This window comes from Pseudomonas nitroreducens, assembly GCF_010994165.1.
In the GTDB taxonomy this organism is placed as follows: Bacteria; Pseudomonadota; Gammaproteobacteria; order Pseudomonadales; family Pseudomonadaceae; genus Pseudomonas; species Pseudomonas nitroreducens.
Genome location: NZ_WMBX01000001.1, coordinates 571,687 through 592,733, shown reverse-complemented (window position 1 = coordinate 592,733; position 21,047 = coordinate 571,687). Strand labels below are relative to the sequence as shown.

The following is a 21,047-nucleotide window of genomic DNA, read 5'->3' as shown; positions in this document are numbered from 1 at the left end:
TCAAACAGTCATGACACTGTCGTGAAATGCAAAGGGCCGGGAAACCGGCCCTTTGCATTTCCAGCCACCGAGAACCGTCATGACCGTCACCGAGCAGTTGAGCGCGCTGGACCAGATCCTCGCTCACGGCGACCTGCACTGCCTGTTCCAGCCCATCCTGTCGCTTTCGGAAAGGCGCCTGGTGGGCTACGAAGCCCTAACGCGCGGCCCTTCCAACGGCCCTCTGCACTCGCCCCTGCCGCTGTTCAGCATCGCCCGCAGCAGCGGCCGCCTGAGCCAACTGGAGCTGCTCTGCCGGCGCAAGGCCTGCGCGCGCTTTCGCGACCTCAAGCTCGAGGGCAAGCTGTTCCTCAACGTGTCGCCCGAATCCCTGCTGGAACCAACCCACCAGCCCGGCCGCACACTGCAGTTGCTGCAGACTTTCGGCATCTCGCCCAGTGACGTGGTGATCGAGCTCACCGAGCAGACCCCCATCGAGGATTTCACCCTCCTCGACACCGCACTTCACCACTATCGCGCCATGGGTTTTTCCATCGCCCTGGATGACCTGGGTGCGGGCTACTCCAGCCTGCGCCTGTGGTCCGAGCTTCGACCCGACTACGTGAAGATCGACCGCCACTTCATCGAAGGCATCCACCTGGATGCGGTGAAGCGCGAGTTCGTCGGCTCGATCCTGAAGATGGCCCACGCCTCCCGCGCCCAGGTGATCGCCGAAGGCATCGAGATTCCCGAAGAGCTGGCCGTGCTTTCCGAGATGGGCGTGGACCTGGTCCAGGGCTACCTGCTTGGCCGCCCCAACGAAACTCCGCCTCGCGACGCTCGTGCCCTGCTACCGGAAGTGGACAGTGCTGGCGCGTTGCTGGCCGAAGATCAAGCGGACCTCGAGCCCCTGCTGCTGGAACAACCGGCGGTGCGCGACAGCACGCCCATCGCTGACGTGCTGGAGGCCTTTCGCGCCCAGGCCAACCTCAACTCCCTGGCGGTGCTCGACGGCCACGATCAACCGGTCGGCATCGTCCATCGCCATGCACTCTCGGACACCCTGCTCAAGCCGTTCGCGCCGGAGCTGTATGCGCGCAAGCCGATCAGCCGGCTGATGAGCGACGACTTCCTCGCGGTGGAACGCAGCCAGTCGCTGCAGCAGGTCAGCCGGCTGCTCACCAGCCGCGCGCGGCAACGCATCGAGGAAGACTTCATCATCACCCTGAACGGTCGCTACCTGGGGTTGGGCCGGGTGATCGACGTGCTCAAGCTGATCACCGAACTGAAGATCCGCCAGGCCCGGCACGCCAACCCACTGACGCTGCTGCCGGGCAATGTTCCCATCCAGCAGTGCCTGTCACGCCTGCTGCAACAGGGGCGCGAAGCGGTGGTGTGCTATGTCGACATCGACAGCTTCAAGCCCTTCAACGACCTCTACGGCTATGCCCGCGGCGATGAAGTTCTGCTGTGCCTGGCGCAGTGCCTGGGCGAGCGCGTGGACCCGACGCGGGACTTCGTCGGCCATATCGGCGGCGACGATTTCATGCTGGTGCTGGGGACGCAGGACTGGCGCGAGCGGCTCAACCACCTGCTGGAGGATTTCCAGGGCCAGTGCCGGCGCTTCTACAGCCGCGAGCACCTGGACGCGGGCTGCTTCGTCGCACACAACCGCCAGGGGCGGCGCGAGGAGTATCCGCTGCTATCCCTGTCGATCGGCGTGGTGCACGTGAAGAGTGGCGCCGGTCAGCGTCTGGACGCCAGCCAACTGGCCGGGCTGGCCTCGGAGGCCAAGCGCCACGCGAAGAACATGCCCGGCTACAGCCTGCACATTCTCACGGCAGAATGATTCAGAGCCCCAACTGGCGGGCGCGCGTCTCGTAGCGTTCGGCCTGGGCTACATCGGGCTCGAGACCGGGGCCACCACTGCGGTACAACTCGCCAAGCTTGCGGGCCGCCAGCGGATGCCCCGCTTCGGCGGCCTGCCCCCAGTAGCGCGCCGCTTCCTGCGCATCGCCGGCATGGCGGGTATCGCCCTTGAGGGATTGCACGCCCAACTGGTACGCCGCCTTGTGGTCGCCTGCAGTGGCGGCCAGGCGCAACAGGCGCAGGCCTTCCTCGCGGGCGCCGAAGCCCTGTCCGCGGAACAGCAGCAGGTGGCCGTAGAAGCTCTGTGCGCCAACATCCCCCAGCGCGGCCATGCGTGCGAACTGGCCCTGCATCCAGGCCCAGGAACGCGGCTGGCGGACCATCCACGGCCACCCCATCAGGCGCCGCGCCACCGCATAGCTCAGCCGTGCACGCAGACGCCAGAACAGCTCGCGAGGCGTCGCCACGTCAGAGCTCCTCGGGGTACTCGAACTCGAACACGCGCACCACTTCCGCCGCATGCCAGCCGGCGGCAGCAGGACCATCCGGCGCACCGGAGAATCGGCCCAGGCGTTCGACATGCTCGAAGAAGCCGGTTCTGGGCAGGCGGCTGGCGCCCTGGCTGATCACCAGCGAGCTGCGTATCGGCCGCCCCGCACGGGCATCCAGCGCAGCCAGGTGTTCCAGCGCGGCGGTCAGCACGGTCATGGCCGGGGTCGGCAATTGCAGGCGCTCGATCAGCGCCCGGTAGGTGAGCAGGTGGCGCTGGCGGCGGGCGTCTTCCAGCTCGCCGAGCAGGCCTTCCCAATGCTTGCGACTGATCTGCACGCTCAAGAAGCAGACTCCCCAGTGCCCAGGGCACGACGCAGGCCATGCTGGATGGCGTCGCTGGCCTCGCGCTCGCCGTTCTCTATCAGTGCCAGGTAGGACGGGCTGATGCCCACCGAGCGCGCCAGCGTTTCGATGGCGATGCCACGGGCTTCCCGCAGGGCTTTCCAGTCCGGCTTCTCGTCGAATACCGGGGACGCATCCGGTTTGACGAGCTGAGCAGCTCCGCGGCCGGCAGCCGCCAGCAGCGCCTGGTACTCAGCCCAGGGAACCACGGCGTACTCCGCTTCGCCGTCACGCATGATGACTTGAACGTTCATGACAACACTCCTTGCAGGCGGCCATCTTAACAGCCTGGCGCCGGGCTGTGCCGGCTATACTGCGGTCGCCGTCACGCCCACAAATCGGGGGAACGATTTGCAGCGCCTGATTCCACTCTGCCTGTGCCTGGCCAGCGCCCTGTGTGGCGCCGAAGAGCTGCGCTGGGGCTATTCGCCAAGCAACGGCATGCCCTATGCGGAAAGTATCGACCATGAATTGGCACCTGGCTTCATCCGCGATCTGGGGGAAGCCGTCGGACAGCGCCTGGGGCTCGAGATTCGCTTCGTGGAAACGCCGGACAAGCGCGCCGAGCCCGCCCTCGCCCAGGGCGCGATCCACCTGCTGTGCATCAACAATCCGCAGTGGATGAAAGCGCCGGAGAAACTGCACTGGTCTCCCAGCCTGTTCGAGGAAGAAGATGCCCTGGCCCAGCGGGCGGATGCGCCGCCTGTGGAGAACCTCGCGCAGCTGCACGACATCCGCATCGGCACCAGCCTGGGCTACGTCTACCCCGCCCCGCTGATGCAGGCCTTCGCCGAAGGACGGGTGAAGCGCGCCGATGTACGCGACCTGGATACACGTCTGCACATGCTCGAGGCCGGCCGCCTGGATGCATTGATCGAAATGCGCCGGCCGCTGGAGTTTCTCCTTGCCCAGCACCACGAATTGCCCGTGGCGATCCACAGTAACAACGTGCAGCACTATTCGATCCATTGCTCGTACGGCCCTGCCCTGCCGCTGCCCGCCGAGCGACTGGATGCCGTGCTGCAGGCGATGGTGAGCGACGGTTCCATCCAGCGCCTGCTCGGCGAGCAGAGCGCGCGGCTGCGTCAGAGACGCTGAATCGCTTCCGGCGGCGGCAGTTGCTTCAGGGCTTCGCGGGTTTCCACGCCCTGCGCGTCGCGCCAGACCTTGAAGGCATCGATCTCCGATTGCCAGCGACGTACCACCCAGGCCAGCACCGCCAGGTCGTCAAGGAAGCCGACGCCCAGCAGCCAGTCGGGCACCAGGTCCACGGGTGAAAGGAAATACAGCAGCGCCGCCACCACGGAAACCAGGGCCTGGGAACTGATGCCGCGGTAATCGCCGCGCACCCAGGCCACCAGCAATTCCTGCAGCAGCTTCAGATCGGTCCTGGCCAGCTTCACCCGGCCACTCTTGCGAGCGACGGCGAACAGCAACGCAGGCACTCGCCCACCCGCGATGAAACGGCTGGCGAGCTTGAGGAAACGGTCAAATCCCGGAGGCTTTTTCATCGACTTACCTCGATAGGAAGATTCGTACAGAGCAGGTTCAGGTTATCCACCTTTCCTGTGGATAACTCTGTTGAAAGACACCCTCGATGTCGCCCAAACGCCCGCGCCACGAGGGCTGGAGACAGATCGGCGATTTTTTGTTCACCCCTACAAATGCGTTAAAAATCATGCAGTTGCGGCTAAGCGAAGGGCCCGGCAATGTCAAGGGGAGGAGATTGTTTCAACTGCGTCAAATATGTGCATAAGGGTAACACCGGAATGAAGGTTACTCCCCTTCAGACCCGACGGTCAGCGCACCGTTCCAGAGCGTTCCCCGCACAAACGAAAACGCCCCGCAGGTTACGGGGCGTTTCCACTGGTACGAAGGTACTCAGTTACTTCTTGGGCTGCTCTGCCGAAGCTTCCGGAGCCTCAGCCGCGTCAGGCTGATTCGGGTCCTTGATGGCCAGCAGTTCGAGGTCGAACACCAGAACCGAGTTGGCCGGGATGGTCGGGCTCGGGCTCTGGGCACCGTAGGCCAGTTCGCTCGGGATGAAGAGCTTGATCTTCTCGCCGACGTGCATCAGTTGCAGGGCCTCGACCCAACCCGGGATCACGCCGCCGACCGGCAGGTCGATCGGGCTGCCACGCTGGATGGAGCTGTCGAAGACAGTACCGTCGACCAGCTTGCCTTCGTAGTGAACGGTGACGACATCGGTAGCCTTGGGCTGTGCGCCGTCGGCTTTCTTCACGACTTCGTACTGCAGGCCGGACTTGGTGGTGACCACGCCCTCACGCTTGCCGTTTTCCTCGAGGAATTTCTTGCCGGCCTCCAGGGCCTCGGCGTTCTTCTTGGCAACCTGCTCTTCAGTGCGCTTCTGCAGGGCGGTGAAGGCTTCGGTCAGCTCTTCGTCGGTCAGCTTCTGCTTCTGCTTGCCGACGGCATCTTCGATACCCAGGGCGACGGCTTTCGAATCCAGGTCATTCATGCCTTCCTGGGCGAGGCTCTTGCCCATGTTCAGGCCGATGCCATAGGAAGCTTTCTGCGCAGGAGTCTTGAGTTCCACTTCGGCGGCCTGTTTGTCGCAGCCCGCGAGAACCAGGCCGACCAGCGCGATCGCTGCCGCCAACCGATGTTGTTTCATGCTGAATCCTTGTCTTTGCGCCGTCATGGCTTAAGTAATGAAGCCGCGAGCTTATCAGGCGCTCGTGGCCAGTGGCTATGGGCAATAGGAACCACTGCCGAGAGAGAAGTTCCCACAGCAAACTTATAAGAAAATTAACAGGATAAGACAGACGGCCAGCACGCAATCACGGTGATCGAAGCGGGCAACTTTGACGGGAAGCTTTCGCAGGAAAGGCTTTTGCAGACAAGGAAAGGAAGGAAAAGAAAAAGCCCCCAGGTATCGCTACCTGAGGGCTTTTCAGAATGTGGCGCAGCGGACGGGACTCGAACCCGCGACCCCCGGCGTGACAGGCCGGTATTCTAACCGACTGAACTACCGCTGCGTCGGACCTCGAGTGGTGGGTGATGACGGGATCGAACCGCCGACCCTCTGCTTGTAAGGCAGATGCTCTCCCGGCTGAGCTAATCACCCTTCGTCTCGAAGTGGGGCGCATTCTACGGAGGACATTTGCACCTGGCAAGCCCCTCGATGAAAAAAATTTTCAGATGTTCCAAAGGCTTAGATGAAGAGGGGGAATGACGAAACGGGGTTGGCCTGAACCGCGCCGAACGGAATAATGGCTCCTTTGTGTCCAGGAGTTAGCCCCTCATGTGGTTCCGCAATCTGCTCGTATATCGCCTCACCCAGGATCTGCAGATCGACGCCGATGCCCTGGAAAAGGCCCTGGCCAGTAAACCGGCGCGCTCCTGCGCCAGCCAGGAGCTGACTACCTATGGTTTCTCCGCCCCCTTCGGCAAGGGCCCGGACGCGCCGCTGGTGCACGCCAGCGAGGGATTCTTCCTGATCAGTGCCCGCAAGGAAGAGCGCATCCTCCCCGGCAGCGTGGTACGTGACGCGCTCAAGGAGAAGGTCGACGAGATCGAAGCCGCACAGATGCGCAAGGTCTACAAGAAGGAACGCGACCAGCTCAAGGACGAGATCGTCCAGACTCTGCTGCCACGCGCCTTCATCCGTCGTTCCGTGACCTTCGCCGCCATCGCTCCGAGCCTGGGGCTGATCCTGGTCGATACCTCCAGCGCGAAGAAGGCCGAAGACCTGCTGTCCACCCTGCGCGAAGCGCTGGGCTCGCTGCCGGTGCGCCCGCTGACCGTGAAGACCGCACCGACCGCCACCCTGACCGAATGGGTGAAAACCCAGGAAGCCGCCGGCGACTTCTTCGTCCTCGACGAGTGCGAGCTGCGTGACACCCACGAAGACGGCGGCGTGGTGCGCTGCAAGCGCCAGGATCTGACCAGCGAGGAAATCCAGCTGCACCTGACCGCCGGCAAGCTGGTTACCCAGCTGTCCCTGGCCTGGTCCGACAAGCTGTCCTTCGTCCTCGACGACAAGGTCGCGATCAAGCGCCTGCGCTTCGAAGACATGCTGCAGGAGAAGGCGGAGCAGGACGGCGGCGAAGACGCCCTCGGCCAGCTCGACGCCAGCTTCACCCTGATGATGCTGACCTTCGCCGAATTCCTTCCAGCGCTGATCGAAGCGCTCGGTGGCGAAGCGATGCCCGAAGGCATCTGATGCCGTGACAGGCGCCGCGTCCTCGCGGCGCCTGTCCTGACAATAAGGCCCACATAAAAAGAAGGACGGCCCATGCGTGCTCTCATCCTGCTCAGCCGCTTCATGGGCAACACCTTCGCCCTCTGGGTGCTGCTCTTCGCCATTCTGGCGTTCTTCATCCCCTCACTCTTCACTCCGCTCACCGTCGCCATCGTCCCCATGCTCGGCGTGGTGATGTTCGGCATGGGCCTGACGCTCAAGGTCGAGGACTTCGCCGAAGTCGCCCGGCACCCGTGGCGCGTCACCCTCGGTGTGATCGCCCACTTCGTGATCATGCCCGGCATGGCCTGGCTGCTCTGCCAACTGATGCACCTGCCGCCGGAAATCGCCGTGGGCGTGATCCTGGTCGGCTGCTGCCCCAGCGGTACCGCTTCCAACGTGATGACCTGGCTCTCGCGCGGCGATCTGGCGCTTTCCGTGGCCATCGCCGGTGTGACCACCCTCCTCGCCCCGCTGCTGACTCCGGCGCTGATCTGGCTGCTGGCCTCGGCCTGGCTGCCGGTGTCCTTCGGCGCGCTGTTCTGGTCGATCCTGCAGGTCGTCGTGGTACCCATCGTCCTCGGCATCGTCGCTCAGCGCATGCTCGGGGCGCGAGTTCGTCACGTGGTCGATGTGCTGCCGCTGATCTCGGTGATTTCCATCGTGATCATCGTCGCCGCCGTGGTCGCGGCCAGCCAGGCGAAGATCGCCGAATCCGGCCTGCTGATCATGGCCGTGGTGATCCTGCACAACGGTTTCGGCTTCCTGCTTGGCTACTTCACCGCCAAGGTCTTCGGGCTGCCGCTGGCGCAGCGCAAATCGCTGGCGCTGGAAGTCGGCATGCAGAACTCCGGGCTTGGCGCCGCGCTGGCCAGCGCGCACTTCTCGCCGCTGGCGGCCGTACCCAGCGCGCTGTTCAGCGTCTGGCACAACATTTCCGGCGCTACGCTTTCCACCTGGTTCCGACGCATGTCCGATGAGCCACCCGTCCAGAAAGAAGCCCCGCAATAGGGCAACCCTCCCGCGCCGGGTTGCCCGGCGCACCGCTTTTGTGCAAAATAATGCACATTGTGAGGACGACCTCACCACCTTCCGGTGCTCCAGCGGGGACGGCCCTCCATTCCATCCACCGTCTGGAGAGTTCCATGTCCTGGATCATTCTGTTCGTCGCCGGCCTGTTCGAAGTGGGCTGGGCTGTCGGCCTGAAATACACCGAAGGCTTCACCCGACCGATACCGACCATCCTCACCGTGCTGGCGATCATCACCAGCATGGGCCTGCTTGGCCTGGCCATGAGGAATCTGCCCCTGGGCACCGCCTACGCCATCTGGACCGGTGTCGGCGCTGTCGGCACCGTCATCGTCGGGATCGTGCTGTTCGGCGAGTCCATGGCGCCGGTACGCCTGCTCAGCGTTGCGCTGATCCTGTGCGGACTGGTCGGACTGAAAATGAGCCACTGACGCTGTATCGGTTCTCGATACCGGCGGGTTGTCGCTTTCCCGAAAATTTGTCGGTATGCTGCGGGCCACTGTGTTTGCTTGGGTCACTGTGGCTCGTGACCTGGTGGGGCCATTCCCCACCACCCGGCTTCGACTGCACCTTGCAACTCAGGACGAGCGCGGACCTTTCCGCAAAACAATATTCAATTGTTCAAGGTGTATCTCCATGTCGAATCGTCAGACCGGCACCGTCAAGTGGTTCAATGACGCCAAGGGCTTCGGCTTCATCACTCCGGAAAGCGGCAACGATGTCTTCGTGCACTTCCGCTCCATCCAGGGCACCGGCTTCAAGTCGCTGCAGGAAGGCCAGAAGGTCTCCTTCATCGTGGTTGAAGGCCAGAAGGGCCTGCAGGCTGACGAAGTTCAGGTCATCTGAACCGCGACACGCCCATGAAAAAGCCCCGGCATTGCCGGGGCTTTTTCTTTGCCGCCAATAAAGTCAGCGCGCCGCGCCGCGCAGCATCGCGACCTGCTCCTGCAGCGCCAGGCGCCTGGCCTCTTCCGGTGCCACTGGTTGACCAGCCACCAGGCACACCCGCGACCACAGCCGGCGGAAGAAGCCCTTCTGCGGGTCACGGCTGAAGAAGCTGCCCCACAGGCCCTGCAACGCCATCGGGATCACCGGCACCGGCGTCTCCTCGATGATGCGCTCCACGCCGCCGCGGAACTCGTTCATCTCGCCATCCAGGGTCAGCATGCCCTCGGGGAAGATGCACACCAGCTCTCCTTCGCGCAGGTACTCGGCGACTTTGGCGAAAGCCTTTTCGTAGGTCTCCGGATCCTCGTTACGCCCGGCGATCGGCACCGCGCCGGCCGTACGGAAGATGAAATTGAGCACCGGGATGCGGAAGATCTTGTAGTACATGACAAAGCGCACCGGGCGCCGCACCGAACCCGCAATCAGCAGCGCATCGACGAAGGACACGTGGTTGCACACCAGCACCGCGGGGCCTTCGTCGGGGATGGCTTCAAGATTGCGATGGTCGACTCGGTACATCGAATGGGTCAGCAGCCAGACCAGGAAGCGCATGGTGAACTCGGGCACGATCTTGAAGATGTAGACGTTCACCGCGACGTTCATCAGCGAGAGCACGAGGAACAGCTCGGGGATCGTCAGCTTCGCCACCGACAGCAGCAGGATCGAGACGATCGCCGCCACCACCATGAATAGCGCATTGAGGATGTTGTTCGCCGCGATCACCCGCGCGCGCTTGTCTTCCTCGGTGCGCGCCTGGATCAGCGCGTACAGCGGCACGATGTAGAAGCCGCCGAAGATACCGATGCCGAGGATATCCGCCAGCACAGCCCAGGACTGCGAGTGCTCCAGCACGGCCAGCCAGTTGTAGGGCTGCGCGCCCTGCGGGAAGCCGCCCGAATGCCACCACAGGAGGATGCCGAACAGGCTCAGGCCGATGGAGCCGAAGGGCACCAGGCCGATTTCCACCTTCTTGCCGGAAAGCTTTTCGCAAAGCATCGAGCCCAGCGCGATGCCCACCGAGAACACGGTGAGGATCAGCGTCACCACGCTCTCGTCGCCATGCAGCAGTTCCTTGGCGTAGGTCGGGATCTGCGTCAGGTAGACCGCGCCGAGGAACCAGAACCAGGAGTTGCCCACCAGCGAGCGCGACACCGCCGGGCGCTGGCGCAGGCCGAGCAGGAGGATGCTCCAGGACTGGCGGAAGATGTTCCAGTCGACCTTCAGGTCCGGCAGCGCAGCTGCCGCACGGGGAATGTTGCGGCTGGCGAGGAAACCGCAGACAGCCACCAGCACCACGGCGATGCCGACGCCGGCCGCATAGTCCTGCCGCGACATCAGCACGCCGGCGCCGATGGTGCCGCAGAGGATGGCGAGGAAGGTGCCCATTTCCACCAGGGCGTTGCCGCCAACCAGTTCGTCCTCGCGCAGGTGTTGCGGCAGGATCGAGTACTTCACCGGGCCGAACAGCGCCGAGTGCGTGCCCATGGCGAACAGCGCGAGGAACAGCAGCGGCAGGCTGCCGAACACGAAGCCCGCGGCGCCCACCGCCATGATCACGATCTCGGCCAGCTTCAGCGCGCGCATCAGCGCGTCCTTGTTGAACTTCTCGCCGAACTGGCCGCCCAGGGCGGAGAACAGGAAGAACGGCAGGATGAACAACAGCGCGCAGAGGTTGACCAGCAGGTTGCGGTCACCGCCGACGGTGAGATGGTAGAGGATCGCCAGGATCAGCGACTGTTTGAAGATGTTGTCGTTGAACGCACCCAGCAGCTGGGTAATGAAGAAGGGCAGGAATCGCTTGGTGCCCAGCAGGGCGAATTGCGAGTGTTGAGACATCGTCCTTGTTTACCTGCGTAGCGGCCTTGAGCCGGAATGACAGCACGGATATGACGGCAACAGCGTGAAGAAAAGCCACATTTTCCGCACAAATCCATTCGAACGCCGTAATCCGTGCAAGAAAAAGCCCGTCGCGAAGGACGGGCTTTTCAATGAGCCGGGAAGACGTCAGAAGCCGACGCTGCCCTGCACGTAGAAAGTGCGCGGCTCGCCCAGGTAAATCCCGGCGTTGTTGTCGCTGGAACGGGTGTAGTTCATCTGGTCGAAGATGTTCTTCACCCCGGCGGCGACTTTCAGGTTCGACGCCTGCGGGCCGAAGTCGTAGCCCACGCGGGCATTCCACAGCACGTAGCCGGGGATGTCGCCGTACTGGCCATCGGCGCTCGGCTCGGTGATGTAGTTGCCGGTGAAGCTGCCGTTGGAGTTGGTGGTCGGGCCGGGCGCGCGCTGCCCCGACTGGGCGAAGCCGTCGACGTTGTAGGTCCAGCGGTCATGCTCGTAGCGCAGGCCGATGGTCGCCACCTGGCGCGAGTACAGCGGCAGGTCGCGGCCCTTGAACGACGGGATCTCACCTTCGTAGGTAGCGCGGGTATAGGTGAAGGTGCCGTAGGCAGTCAGGCCGGCGAGTACCGGGTCCAGCGCAGCCATGTCGTAGTGCGCGGAGGTCTCGATGCCCTGGTGCTTGGTGGCGCCCAGGTTGGTCCAGCCCACGTCGTTGCTGATGTACTGCAGCTCATCGTCGAAGTCGATGTAGAACAGCGTGACTTCGCCACCCCAGGTGCCGTTGTCGTAGCGCGTGCCCACTTCGTAGGTCTTCGCCTTCTCGGGCTGCAGGCCGCTGGCGGTGTCGTTGCCGCTGCCGCCCTGGCCGAGCTGGAAGTATTGCAGGCTGCCGAAGGAGGTCTCGTAGTTGGCGAACAGCTTCCACTCGTCCGACAGGTGATACATCACCGCGAGCGCCGGCAGCGGCTCGTTGTAGTCCTTGCTGCGGTTCTTCTCCTGGACCGGCTTGCCCTTGTTGTCGAGGACCGGGCGCTCGTGCCAGTCAGTGGAGATGCGCTCGAAGCGGATGCCCGGGGTAACGGTCCAGTTGCCCACGTCGATCTTGTCGTCGAGGTAGAGGGAGTTCGCCTCGGTACCGCCTGTGCGGTCCTGGTAGGTGTGGCCGTCGGCGCCGGGTATCGGCGTCGGGATGTTGTTCACCAGGCCGACCTGGCTGGCGCGCTCGTGCATCGCCTCCTTCAGGTAGCGATAGCCGATGCTGGCTTCCTGGGTGGTCGGGCCGACCATGAAGATCTTCGACACGCGTGGCTCGATACCGAAGGTGTGGTAGTCGCGCGGGTAGGACGCCAGGGTCTTGAGGTCGCGGTTGGCGATGTTGCTGCCACGGAAGCTGTCGCTGTAGTAGGTCAGCACTTCGACCTGGGTGAGGTCGTCGATCTGCCGCTTGTACTTTAGCGAGACGTCCTTGCGACGACCGGTGAAGTTGTCGTAGTCGCGCACCGACTGGTACGGGTCCTTGTCGAACTGCGCCTGGGTCAGGCCACCGGGCATGTCGGCGCTGCCGTCGTAGTAGTGGAAGTTGGCGGAGAACTCGTCGACATCGGTGGGCGCCCAGTGGGTCTTGAACATCACATCGTCGATGTCGGTGGCGTCGTTGCTGTCGCGGTAGCCCGCGCCCTTCACGCCCGAATACAGCAGTGCAGCGCCCATGCCGTTGTCGGCGGTGCCGCCGAGGAAGGCGTTGTAGAGCTTCTTCCAGCCGCCGTGGGAAGCGGTTTCCACGGTGCTGCCGACGTCGCCGGAGAACTCCTTGGGAATCGCCCGGGTGACGAAGTTGATCACCCCGCCGACATTCTGCGGTCCATAGCGCACGGAACCGGCGCCACGTACGACGTCGACGCTGTCGAGGTTGCCCACCGACAGCGGGAACATCGACAGCTGCGGCTGGCCATAGGGCGCCACGGCGGCCGGGACGCCATCGATGAGTACGGTGGAGCGTGGCGACAGGCGCGAGGTCAGGCCGCGCACGCCGACGTTGAGGGAAACATCGCTGCCGCCGGTGCCGTTGTTGTCCTGCACCTGCACGCCGGGAATACCGCGCAGCACGTCGCGTACGTTCTGCGCGCCCTCTTCGATCATCTGCTCGCGGCGTACCACGGTGCGCGCGCCGGGGTGGTTCTGCACAACCTGCTGGTCGGCCTCGCCGAGCCAGTCACCGACGACGGTGACGGTCTCCAGTTCCCTGGTGTCTTCTTCGGCCTGCAGCGGCAGCAGCGGCGTGGCCAGGGCAACGGCGATCGCCAGGCGCGACCACGAACGAACGTGCGACATGCTTCCCCCTCCCCGGGTACTTCGTGAAGGGGTGGCAAATTAAAGCCGAATGTAAATTTTGTAAATGCAAATGTATCGCAAATGAAAAAATATTCCGATTGACTCAGATTCTCTTTCCGTCGTATCGAACGATCGCTCAATGGCGTGTCGATAAAAAAGCCGGCACCCCATCAAGGGCAAGGTTCTTCAGGGGAATACGGCAGAAACGTCAGGCCTGGCGGAGCGACCGCGCGCAGGCCTGGCGATACTCGCCAGGGCCGACCCCATAGGCCTGCTTGAACTGCCGGCTGAGATGGCTTTGGTCGGCGAAGCCCAGTTGCATGGCCACGTTCACCGGCATGCAGCCCTGCTTGAGCAGCGCCCTCGCCTGTTCCAGCCGACGCTGCTTGAGCCAGGCATGGGGTGGCAGGCCAGTGGCCTTGCGGAACACGCGGGCAAAGTGGAACGGAGAAAGCCCGACGGCGGCGGCCAGTTCCTCCAGCGACGGCGGCTCCAGCAAGCGCGAGCCAAGCAGCTCGCGGGCCCGCGCCACCGCCACCGGTTCATTGCCCGCGGGCTGCGCCTCGGGAATCCGCCCGTGGCGCTGGAACAGCAACAGCAGCGCCTCGCGCCAGCAGGTCTGGCGCTGCAGCACAGTAGCGTCGGAATCCGCCAGCCGGTGCGCGGCGAACAGCGCCTGCACCAGTTCCGGATCATTCACCACGCTGGCAGCGAAAGACGGCGTGCCGCCCTTGCCCAGCTCCAGCTCCTCCAGCACGCCGGAAACCTGCGCCAGCTCCGGATAGAAACCACGGTAGCGCCAGCCGGCCTCGTCAGCCTTGGAGCCGGTGTGGACCTCGTCGGGGTTGATCAGCACTACGCTGCCGGCCGGAGCGAAGTGCTCGGCACCGCGATGGTGAAAGCGCTGCGCCCCCTGCTCGATCATGACGAAGGCGAAGCCTTCATGGACGTGGGGCGAGAACACCTGCTCGATGTAGCGTGCGTGCAGCAGCTCGACGCCGCCCAGTTCCTGGGCGCGCCAGAAGCGGGTGCGTTCGCCGCTTGCGTGGTCTTCTGCCATGTACCACTCCCGTCAAGGGACTCTTTGTATGCCGTGCCCTGCCGGCATATCAGCCATTACTGGAAAATGGCGTCCGGGCTGTCCCTCACCCCAGCCCTGGCTACGCGCCCCGCTCAGAGGGAGAGGGAGCCGTCTGCGCCGGCTGACACAATAGTTTCCTCCTGCGCCGAACAGTCCCCTCTCCCTTGGGGAGAGGGTTAGGGTGAGGGGGCAAGCGGTGCAGAGTATCACTCAGCCGACGAAACCGGCTTCCAGCGCGGCCTTCACCTGTGGCCATTCCTGGTCGGTGATGCTGTACAGAATGGTGTCGTCGAGCCGCCCGCCAGCCAGGCGCCGATGGTTGCGCAACACACCCTCGCGCACCGCGCCGAGCTTCTCGATGGCGCGCTGGGAGCGCTCATTGCTGGCGGCGGTCTTGAACTGCACGCGGACCATCTTCCAGCTGTCGAAGGCATGGCGCAGCATCAGGTACTTCATGGTGGCGTTGAGGCCGCTACCGTGCTGGGCCTGGTCCAGCCAGGTGGCGCCGATCTCGCAGGCCGGCAGCGCCGGGAGGAAGTCCATGAAGCGCGTGGTGCCGACGATCTGGTTGCCCAGGCGCACCACCAGCGGCAGGGCGCGGCCCTCGCGCTGGTCGGCCAGCCCCTGGCGGTACCAGTCCGGGCGTCCAGGCGCGCTCATGAACTGCAGGACCTCGCGGTTCTGCTCCGCCAGCGTCACCAGGTCCGGTACGTCGGCCTCCACCATGGGCTCCAGGCGCAGGGCCCCGCGCTGCAAGGTGATGGGTAACGGTCTGAACATGGCGCCCTCCTCGACACACGACGCAGAATCATCGCTCACATCAGAGCGTAGCGGCCCGATGAAGTGCCGCGCGCCGGCAGGCGCACGACAGACGGACCGCGAAAAGGCCGGCAAGCTATCAGTCCGGCGCGCCGCCCTCAAGTGTGAGGCGCGACACGGCGCCACTGAGACATTGGTAGCAGGCGTCTGACAGTTCCGGACTTTGGTGCGAAACTGCTGCCAGCGCTCCTGCGGGGGAGCCAGTTCATTTCCGGAGTCAGCATGTCGTTGTCCAGTGGGTTGATCGCAACGGTCGCCCTGCTCTACATGGCGGTCCTGTTCGCCATCGCGTTCTATGGCGACCGCCGTCGCGCCCCTCTTTCGCCGCGCGTCCGCGCCTGGGTCTACAGCCTCTCGCTGGCTGTGTATTGCACCAGCTGGACCTTCTTCGGCGCCGTCGGCCAGGCTGCCGACCAGTTGTGGTCATTCCTGCCGATCTATGTCGGCCCCGTGCTGCTGATGCTCTTCGCGCCCTGGGTGCTGCAGAAGATGATCATGATCAGCAAGCAGGAGAACATCACCTCCATCGCCGACTTCATCGCCGCGCGCTACGGCAAGTCCCAGGCGCTGGCAGTGGTGGTGGCGCTGATCTGTGTGGTCTGCGTGCTGCCCTACATCGCCCTGCAGCTCAAGGGCATAGTCCTCGGGGTGAACCTGCTGATCGGCGCCGGCCCCGATTCGGGCGGCATCCGCGCCCAGGACACGGCGCTGATCGTGTCGCTGATTCTCGCCTTGTTCACCATCGTCTTCGGTACCCGCAACCTGGATGTCACCGAGCACCACCGCGGCATGGTGCTGGCCATCGCCTTCGAATCCCTGGTCAAGCTGACCGCCTTCCTCGCCGTCGGCATCTTCGTCACTTACGGCCTCTATGACGGCTTCGGCGACCTGCTGGACAAGGCCCGCGTCGCCCCGCAGCTCAACGAATACTGGAAGGAGACCGTGCACTGGCCAGCCATGCTGCTGCAGACCGGCGTGGCGATGACCGCCATCATGTGCCTGCCACGCCAGTTCCACGTGCTGGTGGTGGAGAACATCGAGCCGCGCGACCTGAACCTGGCGCGCTGGGTGTTCCCGATCTACCTGGTGCTGGCCGCACTGTTCGTGGTGCCGATCGCCCTGGCCGGGCAGATGCACCTGCCGGCGGGCGTGATGCCGGACTCCTTCGTGATCAGCCTGCCGCTGGCCGAGGCCCATCCCGCACTGGCACTGCTGGCCTTCATCGGTGGCGCCTCGGCGGCCACCGGCATGGTCATCGTCGCCAGCGTGGCGCTGTCCACCATGGTCTCCAACGACATGCTGCTGCCCTGGCTGCTGCGTCGCAAGGGCGAAGCCGAGCAGCCCTTCGAGGTGTTCCGCCACTGGCTGCTGACCGTGCGCCGGGTGAGCATCGCGCTGATCCTCCTGCTGGCCTACGTCAGCTACCGGCTGCTGGGCTCCACCGCGAGCCTGGCCACCATCGGCCAGATCGCCTTCGCCGCCATCGCCCAGCTCGGCCCGGCGATGATCGGCGCGTTGTACTGGAAGCAGGCCAACCGTCGTGGAGTGTTTGCCGGGCTGGCCGCCGGCTCGTTCCTCTGGGCGTACACCCTGGTGCTGCCGGTGGTCGCCAAGGGCCTGGGCTGGCCGCTGGAAACCTTCCCCGGCCTGGCCTGGCTAGCCGGCCGCCCGTTCGGCCTGTCCATCGAGCCGCTGACCCTGGGCGTGCTGCTTTCGCTGATCGGCAACTTCGCGCTGTTCGGGCTGGTCTCGGTGTTCTCGCGCACCCGCGTGTCGGAACACTGGCAGGCCAGCCGCTTCATCGGCCAGGAAATCTCGCAGAAGCTCAGCTCGCGTTCGATGCTCGCGGTGCAGCTGGAAGACCTGCTGATGCTCGCCGCGCGCTTCGTCGGCGAGGAGCGCGCGCGGCAGAGCTTCATCCGCTTCGCCTACCGCCAGGGCAAGGGCTTCACGCCCAGCCAGAACGCCAACGACGAATGGATCGCCCACACCGAACGCCTGCTCGCCGGCGTGCTCGGCGCCTCCTCCGCGCGCGCCGTGGTGAAGGCCGCCATCGAAGGCCGCGAGATGCAGGTGGAGGACGTGGTGAAGATCGCCGACGAAGCCTCCGAGGTCCTGCAGTTCAACCGCGCACTGCTGCAGGGCGCCATCGAGAACATCACCCAGGGCATCAGCGTGGTCGACCAGTCGCTGCGCCTGGTGGCCTGGAACCACCGCTACATCGAGCTGTTCAAGTATCCGGAGGGGCTGATCTACGTCGGCCGGCCCATCGCCGACATCATCCGCTACAACGCCGAACGTGGCCTGTGCGGACCGGGCGACCCGGACCTGCACGTCGCCAAGCGACTGTACTGGATGCGCCAGGGCACGCCGCACACCTCCGAGCGGCTGTTCCCTAACGGCCGCGTCATCGAGCTGATCGGCAACCCGATGCCCGGCGGCGGCTTCGTCATGAGCTTTACCGACATCACCAACTACCGCGACGCCGAGCAAGGCCTGAAGGACGCCAACGAGAGCCTGGAACAGCGTGTGCAGGAGCGCACCTTCGAGCTGTCGCAGCTCAACCAGGCACTCACCGAGGCCAAGGGCACGGCCGAGGCGGCGAACCAGTCGAAGTCGCGCTTCCTCGCTGCGGTCAGCCACGACCTGATGCAGCCGCTGAACGCCGCGCGGCTGTTCTCCGCCGCCCTCGCCCACCAGGACAAACTGCCCGAAGAGGCCACCGAACTGGTGCGCCACCTGGACTCCTCATTGCGTTCGGCGGAAGACCTGATCACCGACCTGCTGGACATCTCGCGTCTTGAGGGTGGCCGCGTCAGCGCCGACGTCGCAGCCTTCCCGCTGAGCAACCTGTACGACACCCTCGGCGTGGAATTCCGCGTACTGGCCCAGGAGCACGGCATCGACTTCCACGTGCGCGGCAGCAAGCTGCGCGTGGAAAGCGACATCAAACTGCTGCGCCGCGTGCTGCAGAACTTCCTCACCAATGCCTTCCGCTATGCCAAGGGCCACGTGCTGCTGGGCGTGCGCCGCGAGGCCGGGCACCTGCGGCTCGAAGTCTGGGACCACGGTCCAGGCATCCCGCCGGACAAGCTGCAGGTGATCTTCGAGGAATTCAAACGCCTGGACAGCCACCAGACCCGCGCCGAAAAGGGCCTGGGGCTGGGCCTGGCCATCGCCGACCGTCTGTGCAAGGTCCTCGGCCACCGCCTGGAAGTGCGTTCCTGGCCGGGCAAGGGCAGCGTGTTCAGCGTCAGCGTGCCGCTCGCCCGCCAGCCAGCCCCGGCGCCGCTCAACGGGCACAAGGTGGAAACCCCGGAACAGCTCAACGGCGCGCAGGTGCTCTGCGTGGATAACGAAGACAGCATCCTCACCGGCATGAACAGCCTGCTGACCCGCTGGGGCTGCCGCGTGCTCACCGCACGCAGCCGCGAGGAATGCCAGGCGCTGCTGGACGGCGATGCACGCCCGCAACTGGCCCTGATCGACTACCACCTGGACGACGGCGAACTCGGCACCGACCTCATGGCCTGGCTGCGCACCCGCCTGGGCGAGCCGGTGCCAGGCGTGGTAATCAGCGCGGACGCCCGCCCCGAACTGGTGGCGCAGATCCATGCGGCCGGGCTGGACTTCCTGCCCAAGCCGGTGAAGCCGGCAGCGCTACGGGCATTGTTGAGTCGGCATCTGAGCCTGAGATAATTCGTCTAGCCGCGCCTTGGCAGCGGCGTCGCGAACCCACCCAAAACCAGCAGCCAGCGATACTTCACGCCACCCTCCCCCGCCACTGCAAAACCACCACCCCGGCAATGATCAGCCCGATGGCCAGATAACCTTCGGGCGACAACCGCCGCACTGAAAAACCCGCCCAGCCGAACTGATCGCACAACGCCGACATCAGCATCTGCCCCGCCACTACGCAGGCGAGGAACGTTGCCGCGCCCAACTGCGGCGCCAGCATCACGGCCACCGTCAGGTACGCTGCACCGAACAGCCCACCCAGCCAGCCCCACCAGGGCGTGGCGGCAATTCCTGCGGCAGCGGGGAGCGGTACGCGGAACGCCAGCAGCGCAATGATCACCGCCGCCAGGCTGACACCCAGCGAGGTCAGGCTGGCACTCAGCGGATGCCCCAATTGGCGCCCCAGCAGCGAGTTGCTGCCCGCCTGCAAGGCAACCAGCGCGCCCACAGCGATGGCAGGCAATAACAGAAGCAGTTTCGACATCGAAGATTCTCCATGGCTTGTCGATGGGGCTCAGCTTCTGCTATCCATCCAGCGCATGGAAATGAATGATTGGTACAACCTGAATGCACTCGATTCATGACTTGCGCCGCATCGATCTCAACCTGCTGGTGATCCTCGACGCCCTGCTGGAAGAGCGCCATGTCTCCCGCGCCGCCGAGCGGCTGGCCATGACCCAGCCGGCGGTGAGCCACGCGCTGAACCGCCTGCGCGACCTGCTGGATGACCCGCTGTTGGTGCGCTCTGGCAACCAGATGCAGCTGACCCGCCGCGCCTTCGAGCTGGCCGGCCCGCTGCGGGAAATCCTCGGTGGCGTCCGTCGGCTGGTACTGGGCGACGACTTCGATCCGGCCAACGCCGAGCTGGAGCTGCGCCTGGGCATGTCCGACTACGGCGCCTGGGTGGTGTTGCCGAGGCTGCTGCCGGTCCTGCGCCGCGAGGCGCCGGGCATTCACCTGGACGTCCGCCAGGACTCGCGCGGGGGCATGGCCGAGCAGGTGGCGAGTGGCGAGCTGGATGGCGCCCTCGGGGTCTTCCCGATGCTGCCGGAAGGGCTGCGCGTGCAACGCCTGTTCGAGGAACGCTTTGTCTGCCTGTGCTCGCGCGAAACCCTGGGCGGCCGCAAGCGCCTGGACCTGGAAGACTACCTCGCCGCCCCGCACCTGCGGGTCGCCCTGCAGCAGAGCCCAGCGGAAGAGATCGACAGCCATCTGGAAAAACTCGGCCGGCGCCGTCAGGTGGCCTCCACCGTGCCGCATTTCAGCGTGGCGCCCAGCCTGTTGGCAGGCACCGACCTGCTGCTGACGATCGCCGCGCGGATGCTTCCGGACGATCTCGAAAGCCACGGCCTGGCCAGCTTCGAGCCGCCGCTGAAACTGGCACCGTTCGATTTCGTGCAGATCTGGTCGGAGGCCAGCGAGGACGACCCGGCGCGGCGCTGGCTGCGTGGCAAGCTGGCCCAGGCAGCCAGCTGACCGCCTATTCCGGGGTTTCCAGGCGACGGAGGATTTCCCCGACGCGCTCGCCGAGCATCTCGTTGGCCGAGCGCTTCAGGCCTCGCGCCAGCTCCACCAGCACCACCTGTTCGGCCACGGGACGCAGGCGCTGGAAGACTTCGGCAAGGCGCTCCAGATCAGCTGCGCCGGGCAGCAGGTCGGCACCGGGCTTGTCCACCAGATGGGTCACCACCAGGCGCACGATGCCAGCGGCCAGGTGTTCGGTGTCGGTTCGCAGCACGGCCAGATGATCCAGCAACGACGCCAGCGGAATACCCGCACGATAGAGTTCGACACCGGCATTGAACAGACGCGGACTGGGAATGCTGATGCGCTCCCCATCGAAAGCGAGCAGCCCTTGCGCCAGCGCCTGGTCGATCACGGCGTCGTTCAGCTCATCGCCAAACAACGCCTGCAGGTCGCTGAACTCGATGCTGCCGGGCGACTCCAGGTTCCATGGCCCGACGATGGCTTCGTCGAGGCCGAGCACATGGTCCAGGTCATGGCCGCTTTCCCAGCTCTGCAGCAGCTCCTTGATATTGGCGATGTTGTAGCCGCGCTCCAGCAGTCGATTGATCAGCCGCAGGCGGCGCAGGTGGCTGGCGAAATACACCCCGGCGCGGCCCCGGCGCTCGGGCGGCGGCAGCAGGCCGCGGTCCTGGTAGGCGCGCAGGTTGCGTACCGTGGTGCCGCCCTCGCGGGCCAGTTCATCCACGGAATACTCGCGCTCGTCTTCCAGTGCGGAAGGCGCGTCGTCCGGGCGCTGCAGCAGGCGCTGCAGGAGGTTCAGGGGTGTGCTCATGGCCGGATGATAGCCAT

18 protein-coding genes, 2 tRNA genes and 1 pseudogene are annotated in these 21,047 nt (G+C 64.9%); 8 read left to right on the top strand and 13 right to left on the bottom strand.

Going from position 1 to position 21,047, the window contains the following annotated elements:
* Positions 1-79 precede the first annotated feature (79 nt).
* The gene (locus GJV37_RS02830) at positions 80-1,828 is read left to right on the top strand and encodes a bifunctional diguanylate cyclase/phosphodiesterase (RefSeq protein WP_037009236.1); all 1,749 of its coding nucleotides are present in this window, start codon (positions 80-82) and stop codon (positions 1,826-1,828) included.
* 1 nt (position 1,829) lies between these two features.
* Here the strand turns inward: GJV37_RS02830 and GJV37_RS02825 are convergent, their stop codons facing one another.
* From GJV37_RS02825 to GJV37_RS02815, 3 genes are all read right to left on the bottom strand, one after another.
* Positions 1,830-2,246 carry a tetratricopeptide repeat protein gene (locus GJV37_RS02825; protein WP_226046613.1) on the bottom strand — a complete coding sequence of 139 codons (417 nt, stop codon included), beginning with the start codon at positions 2,244-2,246 and terminating at the stop codon, positions 1,830-1,832.
* A 70-nt stretch (positions 2,247-2,316) separates the two neighbouring features.
* On the bottom strand, positions 2,317-2,682 hold the full coding sequence (locus GJV37_RS02820) for a hypothetical protein (protein ID WP_024763424.1): 366 nt from the start codon (positions 2,680-2,682) through the stop codon (positions 2,317-2,319).
* On the bottom strand, positions 2,679-2,996 hold the full coding sequence (locus GJV37_RS02815; RefSeq protein WP_024763423.1) for a helix-turn-helix domain-containing protein: 318 nt from the start codon (positions 2,994-2,996) through the stop codon (positions 2,679-2,681). Before GJV37_RS02815 ends, GJV37_RS02820 begins: the two co-directional genes overlap by 4 nt.
* A 97-nt stretch (positions 2,997-3,093) precedes the next feature.
* On the opposite strand from GJV37_RS02815, the gene GJV37_RS02810 reads away from it, so the two are divergent.
* The gene (locus tag GJV37_RS02810) at positions 3,094-3,840 is read left to right on the top strand and encodes a substrate-binding periplasmic protein (protein WP_037009232.1); all 747 of its coding nucleotides are present in this window, start codon (positions 3,094-3,096) and stop codon (positions 3,838-3,840) included.
* Here the strand turns inward: GJV37_RS02810 and GJV37_RS02805 are convergent.
* The 4 genes from GJV37_RS02805 to GJV37_RS02790 form a co-directional block, all read right to left on the bottom strand.
* Positions 3,828-4,253, bottom strand: coding sequence for a YkvA family protein (locus GJV37_RS02805; RefSeq protein ID WP_024763421.1), 426 nt, complete (start codon positions 4,251-4,253; stop codon positions 3,828-3,830). The two genes, GJV37_RS02810 and GJV37_RS02805, sit on opposite strands and share 13 nt — an antisense overlap.
* A gap of 374 nt (positions 4,254-4,627) precedes the next feature.
* Complete coding sequence (gene bamJ / locus GJV37_RS02800) at positions 4,628-5,377, bottom strand: BamJ family beta-barrel-assembly machinery protein (protein WP_024763420.1); 750 nt, start codon at positions 5,375-5,377, stop codon at positions 4,628-4,630.
* A 287-nt stretch (positions 5,378-5,664) separates the two neighbouring features.
* A tRNA-Asp gene (locus GJV37_RS02795) sits at positions 5,665-5,741 on the bottom strand.
* A gap of 13 nt (positions 5,742-5,754) precedes the next feature.
* Positions 5,755-5,830: transfer RNA gene (locus GJV37_RS02790), tRNA-Val, on the bottom strand.
* Between the two features lie 177 nt (positions 5,831-6,007).
* Between GJV37_RS02790 and rdgC the strand changes: the two genes are divergently transcribed.
* The 4 genes from rdgC to GJV37_RS02770 all read left to right on the top strand — a co-directional run bounded on the left by rdgC (position 6,008) and on the right by GJV37_RS02770 (position 8,821).
* The gene (gene rdgC / locus GJV37_RS02785) at positions 6,008-6,928 is read left to right on the top strand and encodes a recombination-associated protein RdgC (protein WP_024763419.1); all 921 of its coding nucleotides are present in this window, start codon (positions 6,008-6,010) and stop codon (positions 6,926-6,928) included.
* Positions 6,929-7,000: 72 nt separating this feature from the next.
* Positions 7,001-7,957: a bile acid:sodium symporter family protein gene (locus tag GJV37_RS02780; RefSeq protein ID WP_084357519.1), complete on the top strand. Its 957-nt coding sequence runs from the start codon at positions 7,001-7,003 to the stop codon at positions 7,955-7,957.
* A 134-nt stretch (positions 7,958-8,091) separates the two neighbouring features.
* Positions 8,092-8,406, top strand: a complete 315-nt coding sequence (sugE, locus tag GJV37_RS02775) for a quaternary ammonium compound efflux SMR transporter SugE (protein WP_024763417.1) — start codon at positions 8,092-8,094, stop codon at positions 8,404-8,406.
* Positions 8,407-8,611: 205 nt separating this feature from the next.
* Entirely contained in the window at positions 8,612-8,821 is a 210-nt protein-coding gene (locus tag GJV37_RS02770; RefSeq protein WP_024763416.1) for a cold-shock protein, read from the top strand.
* A gap of 63 nt (positions 8,822-8,884) precedes the next feature.
* Here GJV37_RS02770 and GJV37_RS02765 read toward each other — a convergent pair whose 3' ends face one another.
* The 4 genes and pseudogenes from GJV37_RS02765 to GJV37_RS02750 all read right to left on the bottom strand — a co-directional run bounded on the left by GJV37_RS02765 (position 8,885) and on the right by GJV37_RS02750 (position 14,971).
* A complete protein-coding gene (locus GJV37_RS02765) occupies positions 8,885-10,759 on the bottom strand; it encodes an MFS transporter (RefSeq protein ID WP_038803305.1) in 1,875 nt (624 codons plus the stop codon).
* Between the two features lie 168 nt (positions 10,760-10,927).
* A complete protein-coding gene (locus GJV37_RS02760) occupies positions 10,928-13,093 on the bottom strand; it encodes a TonB-dependent receptor family protein (protein WP_193452130.1) in 2,166 nt (721 codons plus the stop codon).
* Positions 13,094-13,301: 208 nt separating this feature from the next.
* A complete protein-coding gene (locus GJV37_RS02755) occupies positions 13,302-14,153 on the bottom strand; it encodes a helix-turn-helix transcriptional regulator (RefSeq protein ID WP_065085974.1) in 852 nt (283 codons plus the stop codon).
* Positions 14,154-14,384: 231 nt separating this feature from the next.
* Positions 14,385-14,971 (bottom strand): annotated as a pseudogene (locus tag GJV37_RS02750) (GNAT family N-acetyltransferase).
* 244 nt (positions 14,972-15,215) lie between these two features.
* Between GJV37_RS02750 and GJV37_RS02745 the strand changes: the two are divergent.
* Entirely contained in the window at positions 15,216-18,692 is a 3,477-nt protein-coding gene (locus tag GJV37_RS02745; RefSeq protein ID WP_193452129.1) for a PAS domain-containing hybrid sensor histidine kinase/response regulator, read from the top strand.
* A gap of 64 nt (positions 18,693-18,756) precedes the next feature.
* Here GJV37_RS02745 and GJV37_RS02740 read toward each other — a convergent pair whose 3' ends face one another.
* Positions 18,757-19,215: a DMT family transporter gene (locus tag GJV37_RS02740; protein WP_037015841.1), complete on the bottom strand. Its 459-nt coding sequence runs from the start codon at positions 19,213-19,215 to the stop codon at positions 18,757-18,759.
* A gap of 83 nt (positions 19,216-19,298) precedes the next feature.
* On the opposite strand from GJV37_RS02740, the gene GJV37_RS02735 reads away from it, so the two are divergent.
* A complete protein-coding gene (locus GJV37_RS02735; RefSeq protein WP_170859297.1) occupies positions 19,299-20,207 on the top strand; it encodes a LysR family transcriptional regulator in 909 nt (302 codons plus the stop codon).
* 4 nt (positions 20,208-20,211) lie between these two features.
* Here the strand turns inward: GJV37_RS02735 and GJV37_RS02730 are convergent, their stop codons facing one another.
* The gene (locus GJV37_RS02730; protein WP_240158001.1) at positions 20,212-21,030 is read right to left on the bottom strand and encodes a MerR family transcriptional regulator; all 819 of its coding nucleotides are present in this window, start codon (positions 21,028-21,030) and stop codon (positions 20,212-20,214) included.
* Positions 21,031-21,047 lie beyond the last annotated feature (17 nt).